The organism is Catenulispora acidiphila DSM 44928, from assembly GCF_000024025.1.
Taxonomy (GTDB): Bacteria; Actinomycetota; Actinomycetes; order Streptomycetales; family Catenulisporaceae; genus Catenulispora; species Catenulispora acidiphila.
Genome location: NC_013131.1, coordinates 6,212,154 through 6,225,052, shown reverse-complemented (window position 1 = coordinate 6,225,052; position 12,899 = coordinate 6,212,154). Strand labels below are relative to the sequence as shown.

At 70.2% G+C, this 12,899-nt stretch carries 12 protein-coding genes and 1 pseudogene; 8 read left to right on the top strand and 5 right to left on the bottom strand.

The window, feature by feature from the left end; genetic code table 11:
• Nucleotides 1-9: 9 nt before the first annotated feature.
• On the top strand, nt 10-1,293 hold the full coding sequence (gene mshC, locus CACI_RS26715) for a cysteine--1-D-myo-inosityl 2-amino-2-deoxy-alpha-D-glucopyranoside ligase (RefSeq protein WP_015793987.1): 1,284 nt from the start codon (nt 10-12) through the stop codon (nt 1,291-1,293).
• Here mshC and CACI_RS26710 read toward each other — a convergent pair.
• A pseudogene (locus CACI_RS26710) lies at nt 1,262-2,500 on the bottom strand (MFS transporter); the annotation flags it as partial. The gene mshC and the pseudogene CACI_RS26710 overlap by 32 nt on opposite strands.
• Nucleotides 2,501-2,525: 25 nt before the next feature.
• Between CACI_RS26710 and CACI_RS52805 the strand changes: the two are divergent.
• Nucleotides 2,526-2,960, top strand: coding sequence for a hypothetical protein (locus CACI_RS52805; protein WP_223297241.1), 435 nt, complete (start codon nt 2,526-2,528; stop codon nt 2,958-2,960).
• Nucleotides 2,961-3,213: 253 nt separating this feature from the next.
• Nucleotides 3,214-4,086, top strand: coding sequence for a winged helix-turn-helix transcriptional regulator (locus CACI_RS26705; RefSeq protein ID WP_015793985.1), 873 nt, complete (start codon nt 3,214-3,216; stop codon nt 4,084-4,086).
• Between the two features lie 82 nt (nt 4,087-4,168).
• On the opposite strand, the gene CACI_RS26700 is transcribed toward CACI_RS26705, so the two are convergent.
• The 3 genes from CACI_RS26700 to CACI_RS26690 form a co-directional block, all read right to left on the bottom strand.
• On the bottom strand, nt 4,169-5,077 hold the full coding sequence (locus CACI_RS26700; RefSeq protein WP_015793984.1) for a PAC2 family protein: 909 nt from the start codon (nt 5,075-5,077) through the stop codon (nt 4,169-4,171).
• 150 nt (nt 5,078-5,227) lie between these two features.
• The gene (locus CACI_RS26695) at nt 5,228-5,575 is read right to left on the bottom strand and encodes a hypothetical protein (protein WP_015793983.1); all 348 of its coding nucleotides are present in this window, start codon (nt 5,573-5,575) and stop codon (nt 5,228-5,230) included.
• A 16-nt stretch (nt 5,576-5,591) separates the two neighbouring features.
• A complete protein-coding gene (locus tag CACI_RS26690; RefSeq protein ID WP_143765406.1) occupies nt 5,592-6,962 on the bottom strand; it encodes a polymorphic toxin type 30 domain-containing protein in 1,371 nt (456 codons plus the stop codon).
• A gap of 113 nt (nt 6,963-7,075) precedes the next feature.
• Here CACI_RS26690 and CACI_RS26685 point away from each other — a divergent pair, with 113 nt between their 5' ends.
• The 4 genes from CACI_RS26685 to CACI_RS26670 all read left to right on the top strand — a co-directional run bounded on the left by CACI_RS26685 (nt 7,076) and on the right by CACI_RS26670 (nt 10,881).
• Nucleotides 7,076-7,690, top strand: coding sequence for a hypothetical protein (locus tag CACI_RS26685; RefSeq protein WP_015793981.1), 615 nt, complete (start codon nt 7,076-7,078; stop codon nt 7,688-7,690).
• A 116-nt stretch (nt 7,691-7,806) separates the two neighbouring features.
• Nucleotides 7,807-8,595: an HNH endonuclease family protein gene (locus CACI_RS26680; RefSeq protein ID WP_041540474.1), complete on the top strand. Its 789-nt coding sequence runs from the start codon at nt 7,807-7,809 to the stop codon at nt 8,593-8,595.
• 212 nt (nt 8,596-8,807) lie between these two features.
• Nucleotides 8,808-10,325 (top strand): sensor histidine kinase, encoded by a 1,518-nt coding sequence (locus CACI_RS46095; RefSeq protein ID WP_049871718.1) that lies wholly within the window; start codon nt 8,808-8,810, stop codon nt 10,323-10,325.
• A gap of 49 nt (nt 10,326-10,374) precedes the next feature.
• Nucleotides 10,375-10,881, top strand: coding sequence for a heme-degrading domain-containing protein (locus tag CACI_RS26670; protein ID WP_015793978.1), 507 nt, complete (start codon nt 10,375-10,377; stop codon nt 10,879-10,881).
• A gap of 42 nt (nt 10,882-10,923) precedes the next feature.
• Here the strand turns inward: CACI_RS26670 and CACI_RS26665 are convergent, their stop codons facing one another.
• A complete protein-coding gene (locus tag CACI_RS26665; RefSeq protein WP_015793977.1) occupies nt 10,924-11,931 on the bottom strand; it encodes an AraC-like ligand-binding domain-containing protein in 1,008 nt (335 codons plus the stop codon).
• Nucleotides 11,932-12,099: 168 nt separating this feature from the next.
• Between CACI_RS26665 and CACI_RS26660 the strand changes: the two genes are divergently transcribed.
• Nucleotides 12,100-12,855 (top strand): IclR family transcriptional regulator, encoded by a 756-nt coding sequence (locus tag CACI_RS26660; protein WP_015793976.1) that lies wholly within the window; start codon nt 12,100-12,102, stop codon nt 12,853-12,855.
• Nucleotides 12,856-12,899 lie beyond the last annotated feature (44 nt).

Here is a 12,899-nt window from a genome sequence, read left to right as displayed (position 1 = left end):
ATCATCCGCATGCACGCATGGCCCGCCCCCGAGGTCCCCGAACTGCCCGGCCACGGCTCCGCCGTCCGGCTCCACGACACCGCGGCGCAGGGCCTGGTGCCCACGCCCGCGGCGGCCCCCGGCGAGGCGGCCCGCATCTACGTGTGCGGCATCACGCCCTACGACGCGACCCACATGGGACACGCCAACACCTACCTGACGTTCGACCTGATCCAGCGCGCCTGGCTGGACGCCGGACACCCGGTGTCCTACGTGCAGAACGTCACCGACGTCGACGACCCGCTGCTGGAGCGCGCCGCGGCCACCGGCCGGGACTGGGAGGCGCTCGCGGAGTCCGAGACCGCTCTGTTCCGCGAGGACATGACCGCCCTGCGCATCCTGCCGCCGCAGCACTACGTCGGCGCCGTGGAGTCGATCCCGCTGGTCGTGGACCTGGTCGTGAAGCTGCTGGAGCGCGGCGCCGCCTACGACGTGGACGGCGACGTCTACTTCTCGGTGCACGCCGACCCCGCCTTCGGCGCCGTCGCGCACCTGGACGCCCCCGAGATGCTCACCACCTTCGGCGAGCGCGGCGGCGACCCGGGCCGCCCCGGCAAGAAGGACCCGCTGGACTGCCTGCTCTGGCAGGCCGAACGCGAGGGCGAGCCGTCCTGGGAGCCCGGCGAGCAGGCGCGCGCCGCGGGTCTGAAGCCCGGCCGCCCCGGCTGGCACATCGAGTGCGCCGCGATCGCCCTGGAGCACCTGGGCATGGGCATCGACCTGCAGGGCGGCGGCAGCGACCTGGCCTTCCCGCACCACGAGATGGGCGCCTCCGAGGCGCAGGTGGTCACCGGGCAGCGGCCCTACGCGCACAGCTACGTGCACTCCGGCATGGTCGGCCTGGATGGCGAGAAGATGTCGAAGTCCAAGGGCAACCTGGTCCTGGTCTCCAAGCTCCGCCACGCCGGCGTCGACCCCATGGCGATCCGCCTGGCACTGCTGGCGCACCACTACCGCACCGACTGGGAGTGGACCGACGCCGACCTGGTGAGCGCCGTGGCCCGCCTGGCGCGCTGGCGTGCGGCGGTGTCCCGGCCCGACGGCGTCCCGGCGGACGACGTGCTGGACGCGGTGCGCGCGCGGATCGCCGACGACCTCGACGCGCCGGGGGCGCTCGCGGTGATCGACGCCTGGGTGGCCCGGCAGGAGGCCGCCGACGGCGACGACACCGCCGCGGCTTCGGCACAGCGGAACACGGCGGCACCGGGACAGATCAGCCGGATCACGGACGCGCTGCTGGGCGTGGCGCTGTAAGGGATTCCGGGCTCTCGGACATCTCCCGCCGCGTGCGGATCGGACTGGTCAGCACCAGCGTCGGCACGGCGAGCGTGGCCACGGCGGTGCACCACAGCGCGGCGCGCGGGCCGTACCAGGACGCGACACTCCCGGCGGCCAGCGCGCCGATCGGGATCACCCCCCAGGAGACGACGCGCACCGTCGCCATCACCCGCGGCAGCAACTCGGTCGGCGTCGCGATCTGGCGATAGGTGCGCGCCACGATGCTCGCGACGACGACCATCCCGGCGAACGCCGCATTGCCCAGCGCGAACACCCCCGCAGCCCACCCGCGCCCCGCCAACGGCATCGGCGCGAAACTGAGCGGGAGCATCAGCGACACGGCGAGCAGCGCCCGCCCAGTGCCGATACGCCGGGTCAGCCGCGGCGTGAGCGACGCCCCCAGCAAGCTCCCCACCCCCTCGGTCGCCATCGTCGCGCCCACCCACGCCGCGCTCAATCCCAGCGTCCGCACCAGGAACAGCGGCGTGAGCGCCAACAACGCGCCACAGACGAAGTTCATCGACGTCGCGATCCACAGATTCGCCCGCTGCACCGGCTCGCGGATGAGGAAGTGCCACCCCTCCCGAATCGACGCCCGAATACTGCCCTTCGCCGAACCCGCGCCGACCTGCGGCGACTGTGACGAACGGGGCGGCCGCGGCACATTCCGCACCAAGAACGCCGACACCAGGTAGCTGACAACATCCACCACGATCGCCACCGCCCCGCCGACCGCCTGCACCAACGCCCCACCCACCGACGGCCCCGCCAACGTGGTCACCGCCTCAGCCCCCGACGTAAGGCTGTTGCGAGCAGTCAGCTCCTCCTTGCCGACCAAGAACGGCAGCATCGTGGCATTCCCGACATCGAACACCACCGACGCCACCCCCACCACCAAAGCGACCACCACCAACTGAGCCACCGTCACCGACCCGAACCACCAAGCCACCGGCACAGACACCAAAGCCCCAGCCCGCACCAAATCCATAGCGATCTGCGTCCCCCGCAACGGCAACCGCCCCACCACCACCCCCGCCGGCAACCCCACCACAGCCCAAGCCGCATACCCGGCAGCAGTGACCACCCCGACCTCGAAACTCGTCGCATGCGCCGCCGCCAGCGCGGTCAGCGGGAGCGCAACGGTGGTCACGGCGGTGCCGACGCGACTGACGGTGGAGCCGGCGAAGTAGCGCCAGAACCAGGAGCGGGTGGGGGTGGTGGGTGGCGCGGCGGTGGGGGGTTCGGCGGTGGTGGAAGGTTGGGCGGCGCTGGGCTGCGGCGGCGCGGTCGGTGCGGTGTGCGCTGGCGATGTTGCGCGCGGCGGTGGCGGTGCGGCGGGTGCGGTCTGCGGCGGCGCTGCTTTGGAGGGCTGGGCAGTAGTGGCCTGCGACAGCGCGGTCGGTGCGGTCTGCGGCGGCGCGGCTGGTGCGGTGTGCGCTGGCGATGTTGCGCGCGGCGGTGGCGGTGCGGCTGGTGCGGTCTGCGGCGGCGCTGCTTTGGCGGGCTGGGCAGTAGTGGCCTGCGACAGCGCGGTCGGTGCGGTCTGCGGCGGCGCGGTCGGTGCGGTGTGCGCTGGCGATGTTGCGCGCGGCGGTGGCGGTGCGGCTGGTGCGGTCTGCGGCGGCGCTGCTTTGGCGGGGTGAGCAGTAGGGGTCTGCGGCAGCGCGATTGGTGCCGTCTGCGGCGGCGCGATTGGTGCCGTCTGCGGCGGCAATGCTGCGGTCAGCGGCAGTTCGGTGGGCGTGGTCTGTGGCAGCGCTGCGGTGGCGACTGACCGGGGTGGCGGCGCGGTCGATCCGTTGTCTGGCACTGCCGCAGCCCCAGTGGCCGCATTCTTCCTCATCAAAGGTGTCCCTCCCGAGTCAGTTCCCATTGTGAACCGACTATACTGACTCCGTGAAGTACACCCGCATCGGCGATACCGACTGCTCCATTGCGCAGGCGCTGGATGTCGTGGGGGACTGGTGGACGCTGCTGGTCGTGCGGGATGTGGCCGGGGGTGTCACGCGGTTCTCGGAGCTGGCCGCGGAGCTGGGGGTCAGCCGCAAGGTGCTGACCGAGCGGTTGGCGATGCTGGTCGACCGCGGGGTGCTGGAGCGGCGTCAGTACTCTGATCGTCCGGCGCGCTTCGAGTACCACCTCACCGATGCCGGGCGCGGGCTGTTGCCGGTGCTGATCGCGTTGCAGAACTGGGGCGCGCAGCACGTCATGGGCGATGGCACCCTCACCGCCACCTCCGAGCCCGCCTCGGCCGAGGCCCGTCGGGTGCACGCGCTGGTCGGTACCGGCCTCCCCGCCCTGACGCTTCCGGACGCTGACCGTGCGCCGACCGACCCGGTCTCCGCCGGCGCCAAGTGGACGGTCCTGTACACGTTCCCCGGCTCGCCGGCCGTCGATCCCGGCCTGGCGCCCGGCTGGTCCGACGTGCCCGGCGGCCCGGGGTGCACCCTGGAGGCCCGCACCTTCCGCGACCGCCTGCCCGAGTTCGCCGCCGCCGATGCCGCCGTGGTCGGCGTCTGCACGCAGCGCCCCGAGCAGCTGGCGCGCTTCGCCGAGCTGGAGAGCCTGCCGTTCCCGCTGCTCTCCGACCAGGCACTCCAGCTCGCCGCCGCGCTTCGCCTGCCCACGTTCCGCGCCGCCGGCGCCGACCGCCTCAAGCGCGCGACCCTGATCGTGGACGCGGCGCGCACCATCCGCGGCGTGCTCTACCCGGTCCCGGACCCGGCGGCGTCGGTCGACGAGGCGCTGCGCATCGTCGCAGGGCTCTGAGGAAGGCGCACGCATACGCAACGCTGCGGCTGTCTCGCAAGATTTCGAGACAGCCGCAGCGTTTTTCGTCCTGTTCCTACCTCTAGCCTTCCTCCGACGACCCCCGTCGCCGCTCCTGCCGTCGCAGGTACCGCTCGAACTCCCGCGCGATCGCCTCGCCGCTGGCCTCCGGCGAGTCCGCGGCGTCCTCGTTGTCCCGCTGCTCTTCCAGCGTCCGGACGTACTCGCCGACTTCGGCGTCGTTCTCGGCCAGCTCGTCGACCCCGGCCTCCCACGACTGCGCCTCCTCGGCGAGCCGCTTCGTCGGCACCGACAGGTCCAGCACGTCCTCCAGCCGCCGCAGCAGTGCCAGCGTCGCCTTCGGCACCGGCGGGTGCGCCACGTAGTGCGGCACCGCGGCCCAGAACGACATCAGCGGGATGCCCGCGTGGTGGCAGGCCTCCTGGAAGACTCCGGTGATCCCCACCGGTCCCTCGTACGTGGGCGGCTCCACGTCGAACAGCGCCTGGTACGCCTCGTCCGAGCTGGTGCCGGTCACCGGCGTCGGCCGGGTGTGGGGCACGTCGGCGAGGTACGCGCCGAGCGTGATGATCTGCCCGACGCCCAGATCCCGCGCCAGCCCGAGCACCTCCTCGCAGAACGAGCGCCAGCGCATGTTCGGCTCCACGCCGTGCACCAGCACCAGGTCCCGCGGCTCCTCGTGCGCGTCGCCGGGCAGCAGCCGCGCCGGCGCCCGCACCACCGAGAAGCGCGTCGTGGGCCAGATCACCTGCCGCCGGTCGTCCACCGCGGCGACCATCGGCCGGTGCACCTGGTAGTCGTAATAGTCCTCGCCGTCCAGCGCCGCGAACATCCGCCCCGCACCGGCATAGGCCTCCGCCAGGTGCTTCACCGCGTTGGACGCAGCCTCCCCGGCGTCGTTCCACCCCTCGAATGCACATATCGCCACAGGATCTACCAAATCGGGCATATTGCCGTCGAATTCGATCATCGACCTGGCCTTTCGCCTCGTTCGAACACCGCTCGGCGGACGGGCCGCAGGTGGTTCTCCAGTACGCAGTGCACGCCTTCAGCCTACTGGGCTTCGCGTTTGTGGGTCCGCCCGGAGCGGGTCCGACGCCGATACAGCCGGGGCGGCCTGTCAGCTTGCGAACAACGAGCCGAACTTCTCCTCAAGGATTTCCGCGTACTCCAGATCGTCGGGATGGAGAGAACTCCTGCTGCGTCCCGACAGCACGACAACGTCGTCGCGGGTGTACGAGCCCGCGTTATCGAGTTCGACAAGCGCGTGAAGCTCGGCTTCGCTCGCTGCCTTGTCCGACTCGGTCACGACGGCTGCCGCGAGGCTGCGAGCCGCCGACGCCACCTGATCGCGATCGAGATGACGCCACCAGCCGGCGAGCTGCTCCGCCGCGTCGATGCGCTCGTCGGCGTCCGCGCTGCGCAACAGGGCGAGCTGACTGGCGAGGCGCTCCGGGTCAGCCGGCATCACATTCCTCCTAGGATCACCAGGGCAGCTTGAGAATCAACGGCCAGGGTATATGAGTGTCGTTGATCGCATCCTCGTCGTAGTTCGGGCTGTCCTTGTTGTGGATTCCCTGGGGATGCAGGTTGCCGTCGGCATCCTGATATTTGGCGCCGTGCTGGATGCGGTAGATCGGGCCGTTCGCGGCGTTCGAGCCTGCCGGCGCCGTCGGGTCCGCACTGTGGACACGGAGACGGATCGTCGGGCCGATCTCGTCGCCGTTCGCGTCGCGTTCCTTCCATATCCACTCGACACCGTCCTCGGCGCCTTGGCCCGGGGCGGCGGGCGTCCAAGGACGCTGGCGTGCGTACGGCGGGACGAGCTCACTCGGGTCGCGGCCGTTCGTATTCCAACCGCCGCCAGGTCCGCGCGGAATCGGATCAGGGGCGGCAGCCTCCGCGGCACTGCTCTCGTCTTGGGCAGCCATGGCTCCCGGCGGAACCCCGTCTTCGCCTTCACTGCCGCCTTTGCCTCCTATGCGGGAGGCGCCGAGGTAGACCGCGTCGTGGGCGAGGTCGTTCCAGTGGCCTTGGAGTCCGTCGCCGGTGGCTTTGATCGCCAGTCCCGCGGCGGTGACTTCGGGTGCGGTCTCGGCGATGAGGTCGTCGGCGCCGGCGAGGCTCGCGGTGACGACGTCCAGTCCGGGGACTTCGACGGTGAGGATGGCGATGCCGTTGAGGACTGGCGCGAGGACCACGGCGATTTGGCCGATCTCGCCGGACCATTGGGCGATTTTGCCGCCGATGTCGGAGAGGGTCTGGCCGACGTGTTGCCACCAGTGTTTGTTGTGGATGCCGTCGGATTGGCTGTGGTGCAGTGCTTTGGCGCAGTCTTTGGCAGCTGTTTGGAGGTCGTTGTGGGCTTGGTGGGCTTGGGCGGTGAGCGCGGCCAGGCGGTCTTTGGCTTGTGAGAGTGCCTTTTGGGCGTTGTCGTGGCTGGTTTGGGCGTCGGCGGTGGACTTTGGATCGGTGCCGGCTTGGGCGGTTTTCAGATCGGCGGCGGCGTTGGCGGCTGTGCCGGTGGCGCGTGTGAGGTCGGCTTGGGCGTCCAGGCCCTGGCGCAGCGCGGAGTCGGCATTGTTTTGTGCCGCTTGCAGCTTGGGCCAGTACGCCGCGAGGGCGTCGGAGGCCTCGCTGTAGGAGATGTACAGCTTCTGCAGACGGCCGGGGAGGGGCCCGAAGCTGGCTTTGAATGCCTCGGCGGTCTGCCCGACCCAGGACAGTGCTGTGGCGTCGCCACCGAACGAGTTCAGGGACGACCACGAGTGCTCGACGTCGTGGGCGAAGTCCCCGAATTCCTTTGCCAGGGCCTGGACCGCCTCCACCACCCCTGGCGTTGGATCCCCGTCCAAACCCAACACGTCCCACCCGCTTGGACGCACCACTATCTAAGCCCCCTGTTGGTCACGGACGCGCCCCCCACTGATCTCGACGCGTGACGGTGGACGAGTGTACAAAGACGCCTATGGCTTCCGTAACCCCTGAGCGCCAACCGATTACGTACTGTCTCGAATTCGGCGAAGACTGGTACCGCATCCGCTTGGACGAACATGCGGAGGCGGACGTCAACGCCTTCTTGGACGTGCTGTTCGACGGGATCCCAGCCGACGCCGCCGAGCAGGGCAGGACCCTGTTCAACGGCCAGTTCGCAGCCCAGATCACCGCAGCCCGCTCCAGGCGTGGAATCGAGCTGCTGGTGCCGGCGCCGAAGCCTCATGCGGCGGCGCTGCCAGGCGCTGCTGTCCTTGTCGCAGAGGTCGTGATCCCGGCAGCGACAGTGCCGGATCCGATCGAGGTAATCGCACACGTGGCCCGGAACAACGCCGGCGCGCGTACCGGCTTGATCGCGGGATCCGTTGCCGTTCGGATAGACCACAGCTTCGCGGGTCCCGATATCGAGGACGGAACCGACGTGTCTCCATCCCCTCAGCGGGTCGAGTACGTGGTCGCGGTCCCGAACGATGTGCGATGGCTGTCGATCGATCTGAGTGTCCAAGCCGTAGCTGGGTTCACCACGCACCAGGCGATCACGGAATTCGATCAAGCTGTGGGGCGACTCACCTGGTCGGCATCCGAATAGGGGCGTGTCGGACGCCGGAGTCGGGGCACACGGGGCGTCACAGAAGCCTTAGGGGAGAGTGAATCATGGTGCACCGAATACGTTCCAAGGCCTTCGCGGGAGCCGGATCTCGCCGCATGCTGCCCGTTGTCGCGCTCGCGGTGAGTGCGGCGCTGCTTGCCGGGTGCAAGCCGGTGGATGATGCGGGTGCTTCGTCGGGGGCGTCTTCTGGTGGCAGTGGTGGCGCTGGCGGGAAGAACACCTCGGGGCCCGTGTCCTCTGACGGTCATGCTGTCAGTCCGCTCACCGATCCTGATGGCACCAAGGCGGGTCTTGCGCCGATTACCTCTGCTGCGGACCTCGGCGCGGCGCGGGACCTGATCGGGCGCGTCGGGACTCGCAACCCCGCCTCGTTGTCTGGCTATACGCGCGATAAGTTCGGTCAGGCGTGGACTGATGGTGCGACCGGCGATCCCTTCGCCGGCAACGGTTGCGATACGCGGGACGATGTTCTGGAGCGCGACGGGCAGAACATCCAGGACCAGGCCAAGGGTAAGGCGGCGCACTGTGTCGTGGAGGCGATGACACTCGCCAATCCCTATACCGGCCAGAGCATCCAGTTCACCAAGAAGAACGCCACCGCCATTCAGATCGACCACGTCATACCCCTGGCCTACAGCTGGCAGATGGGGTCCTCCGGTTGGACGGCGGCGCGGCGCGAGCAGCTGGCCAACGACCCGCTGGAGCTGCTGGCGGTCGATGGTTCCGACAACGAAGCCAAGGGCGATTCTGGGCCCGCTGCCTGGATGCCGCCTCTGAAAGCGATCGGCTGCTCCTATTCGGTCCGCTTCGCGCAGGTGGCGATCAAGTATCAGTTCCCTGTGACGTCCGCCGACAAGTCCGCGATGCTCGCGCAGTGCAAGTAGCTGCGAGTAGTAATGGCAAGAGCAGTGCGGGTAGGCGCTTCCTCACACTCCTCACGGTCTGATCTCAGCCGTCTCTCAGCGCGACGCCCCAGGCTCTGCGCATGCGCAGGCACGGCGATCGGCACGGCGGCGGGGACGGGGACCGGAGTGGGAACGGGAACGGCAGTTGGCTCACGCGGCGGTCGTTCCGATCCCGGATCACCCTCCTGGTCGTGGCGGCCGTCGGCCTCTCGGTCGCCCTCTGCGCGCTGATCGGCTACCTGGCGATCAGCCGCACGATCATGAATCGGATGGACCACCAGCTCGAGCAGCGCGCGACCGTCTTCACCGCGTGGCCGCTGGAGATGTTCTCCCCGAGCAAGATCGACCAGGCCCAGACGCTCCTGGCCAGCTCCGGCTACCAGGAGTCCCTGGTCTTCGCCGACGGCACCGCGCACGAGCCGCAGAACCTGGAGCTGCAACGCCTCGGACCGCAGGGGCGACCCGACCAGGTCCTGGCGACCTATCAGGTGTGGGCTCCCTTCGGCCAGCCCGAGATCGCCGTCGCCGCCCAGCAGCGCGAGACGTCGCTGCGAACCTTCAGCTACAACGGCGTGGACTACCGCGTCTATGCCATCCGCAACACCTACGGCGACATGCCGACCGACGGCGACGCCTCTCCGGACGGAACCCCTGCCGCTGACGGGTCCGCCGACACCTCGCAATCCTCCCGATCCTCCCGATCCTCCCAATCCCCCCAAGCCCCCCAATCCTCGGCCCTCGTCTTCTCCACCTCCCTGGCGCCGACCGAATCGGCCCTGAACACCATCGCCACCATCTCGATCGTCGTCGGCCTGCTCGGCATCGCGCTGGCCACCTGTGCCGGCCTCGCGATCGGCCGCGCGGCGCTGCGGCCGGTCGTCCGGCTCTCGCAGGCGACCGAATACATCGCCCGCACCGGCGATCTGGCCCGGCTGCCGGTCAAGGGCGACGACGAGATCGCGCACCTGACCCGCAACTTCAACACCATGCTCGAAGCGCTCGCCCGATCCCGCGAGCACCAAAAGCGCCTCGTCGCCGACGCGGGGCACGAACTGCGCACCCCGCTCACCTCGATCCGCACCAACCTCGACCTCCTCGCCCAGGTCTCGGCCGCGCCCGACGACGCCCGCCTGCCCGCCGAGGAACGCGTCGCGCTCCTGAACGACGTGCGCGCGCAGATGGAAGAGCTCTCCATGCTCATCTCCGACCTCGTCGAGCTCTCCCGCGACGACCAGCCCGCGCAGACCATCGAGCAGCTGAACCTGCGCGACGTCGTCGAACGCGCCGCCGAGCGCGTGCAGCGCCGCGCGCCCCGCATCACCTACGACCTGCGCCTGCGACCCTGGTACCTCCAAGGCGACGCCACCGCGCTGGAGCGCCTCGTCACGAACCTGCTCGACAACGCGACCAAGTTCTCCCCGGAGGCCGGAACCATCACCGTCACCCTCGCCGATGGCCTGCTGCAAGTGGCAGACCAGGGCCCGGGCATCGCCGAGGAAGACCTCACGCACGTCTTCGAACGCTTCTACCGCTCGCCGGAAGCCCGCTCCACCCCGGGCTCCGGACTCGGGCTGGCCATCGTGCTGCACGTCGCCACGAACCACGGCGGCGAGGTCGCCGCGGCTCGCGCACCGGGCGGCGGGGCGCTGCTCAGCGTGCGGCTGCCGGGCAGCCCGGCGCGCGTCGAGGAGCCCGTGGCCACCGCGTGAGCGGCCGCCTCGGTTGACTGTTTGTCAACAGCGTTGATTAACTCGAGCCGTGAGCGCATCCACTCCGAGCGACAAACGGCTCGCCGACGACCTTCTGGCCGAACGACTGCAGGCCCAAGAGGAACGCCTGGTCTTCGCCGCCTTCACCCACGACGACGCCTGGACCCTGGGCTCCCTGCTGGTCGACCTCGCCCGCGAGCGCGACCTCCCGGTCGCCATCGACATCCGCCGCGGCGACCAGCAGCTGTTCCACCACGCCCGCCCCGGCACGGTCCCGGACAACGCCACCTGGATCGACCGCAAGGTCAACGTGGTCCGCCGCTTCGGCCACAGCTCGCTGCTGATCGGCCAGCGCCACCGCGATCGCGGCACCACCTTCGAGGACGCCACCGGCCTGCCCCGCGACACCTACGCCGCACACGGCGGCGCCTTCCCCATCACCGTCCCCGGCGCCGGCATCATCGGCACCGTCACCGTCTCCGGCCTGCCCCAGGTCGACGACCACAACCTCGTCGTCGAAGCCCTGGAGCGCTTCCTCGGCGACAACACGGACTGACGCAGCAGTTCCCCAGCTCCAGAACATGGCCTGACATCAACGTCAGGCCATGTTTGTCAACGCGGGGGACCGCAGCGCCCCCTCGCCATCCCCGTCATCGGCAACCCCGCCCAAAGCAGCGCGCCGCACCTGCGCCGGCGTCCGTCCGTACTCCCGTCGGAAGGCCCGATGGAAGCTGGTCACGTCGGCGAACCCGGCCGCCACCGCGATGTCGATGACGCACAGGTGGGTGCGCGCCGGGTCCCGGAGGTCGCGCCAGGTGTGGTCGAGGCGGCGGCGGCGGACTTCGGAGGCGAAGCTGTGGCGGCGGCCGGCGAAGACCGAGTAGAGCAGGCGGACTGAGACGCCCAGGCGGGCGGCTACGGCGGCAGCGGACAGGTCGGCGTCGGTGAGGTGCTCGTCGATGTCGGCGAGGGCGGCGGCGTGCAGCCGGTCCTGGCGCAGGGGAGTGGAGCGCGGGTCGGGTTCGGTCTGCTGGTCCAGGGCGATGGACAGGATGCCGCAGGCGTGGGCGGCGAGGCGGGCGGCGGTGTCCTCGGACAGGTCGCCGGAGGTGAGGCTGAGCAGTGCGTGGCGGACGGCGGCGCCGGGACCGGCGGCGGTGGCGACGCGGGTCGCGGTGGTGACCGGTGTGCCGGATCCGGGCAGCAGCAAGGCTTTCGGCGCGTAGAGGGAGAGCTGCTGGAAGTCGTCCTGGAAGTCGAAGGCGAAGGGCCGGGTGGTGTCCACGACGGCGAGGTCGCCCGGGTGCAGCACGGTGGAGCGGCCGTCCTGGGTCATCAGACTGCTGCCGCGGATCTGGAGGTTCACGTAATAACCCTGATACGCCGAGCGGTCGATGTCCCGCGTCGTGCGCCGCACGTGCTGCCGCTGCGAGGTGATGCGCGCGATGCTCAGCTCGGCCAGCTGCCGCTGGGCCACCGTCCCGGCGAACCCGTCGCGCAGGTCCGATTCCGGCGTCAGCGCCAGGAACGCCTCGCAGATCAGCTCCCGCCAGCGCGCGAACTGCGCGGTTTTGGGCACGTCCATCGTCGACCAGCGCTGTGGCATGCGCTCTCCTGCTTTTTCCCCCGGCCGTCGCCGTTCGACGGACCCCCGGTCTCCCCAACGGCCGGCTCGCTCGAGCGGTTCAGCGGTGCCCCCGCCCGTGCAGTACCGGCCAAGCCGGCGTGCAGTCCCGGCAACGTCCCGGCGGCCAGTTTCGCAGACCTTTGATAGATGTCCTCTACGATTTTGGATCCCGCGTCCGCGCCACAAGCCGGCGGACGCGGTGTTCTGGAAAGCGCGTTCGCCTTGTTGGGCGCGTTGGAGCAGACCGGCGCGGCCGGCGTGACCCGCCTGGCCGCCGAGTGCGGGCTGCCGAAGACCACGGCGCACCGCCTTCTGGAGCAGCTGAGCAGCCTCGGCGCGGTGGAGCGCAGCCGGGGCGGCTACCGGATCGGCGCCCGGGTGTTCCAGCTCGGACACTCCTGGCAGCCCTACCGCGCACTGCGCGCGGCGGTCCGCGAGCCGATGCGGCGCCTGGCGGCGGCGACCGGGGTGACGGTGACCGTCAATGTCCTGCGAAACGGCGAGGACATGATCGTCGACTGGACGGCGGGCCGCGACGGGCTCCCGGTTCCGCTGCGCAGCGGGGGAACCTGGCCGTGGAACACCGCTGCCGGCAAGGCACTGGCCGCCGGAAGACACGCCGGAACCACGGACTCCTCACCAAGAATCCCTTTCCCAGCCTCAGCATCCTGGCGCCGCGAGGTCGCGACGATCCGAGAACGCGGCGTCGCCTTCGACCGCGAGGAAGTGGTATCAGGGGTCTGTTGCGCGGCGGTACCACTCCACGGCGCACCCGGCACTCCGATCGCCGCCCTGTGCGTGATCACCGACCCCTCCCACAACCTCGACCGCCTCGCCGGCGCCCTCCAGAACGCGGGCCGGGCGGCAGGCGCGGCCCTCCGCGAGAGCCCATCCGGGACATGACAGTGCTCTGACCCCGACGATTGCCGGGAGCCAGAGCCTGGCCT

Excerpts from the sequence above, each read along its gene's own strand:
- CACI_RS26680 (WP_041540474.1), top strand. The coding sequence starts at position 7,807 with ATGCTGCCCGTTGTCGCGCTCGCGGTGAGTGCGGCGCTGCTTGCCGGG.
- CACI_RS26665 (WP_015793977.1), bottom strand. The coding sequence starts at position 11,931 with ATGCCACAGCGCTGGTCGACGATGGACGTGCCCAAAACCGCGCAGTTC.
- CACI_RS26700 (WP_015793984.1), bottom strand. The coding sequence starts at position 5,077 with ATGATCGAATTCGACGGCAATATGCCCGATTTGGTAGATCCTGTGGCG.
- CACI_RS26660 (WP_015793976.1), top strand. The coding sequence starts at position 12,100 with ATGTCCTCTACGATTTTGGATCCCGCGTCCGCGCCACAAGCCGGCGGA.
- CACI_RS26695 (WP_015793983.1), bottom strand. The coding sequence starts at position 5,575 with ATGCCGGCTGACCCGGAGCGCCTCGCCAGTCAGCTCGCCCTGTTGCGC.
- mshC (WP_015793987.1), top strand. The coding sequence starts at position 10 with ATGCACGCATGGCCCGCCCCCGAGGTCCCCGAACTGCCCGGCCACGGC.
- CACI_RS26685 (WP_015793981.1), top strand. The coding sequence starts at position 7,076 with ATGGCTTCCGTAACCCCTGAGCGCCAACCGATTACGTACTGTCTCGAA.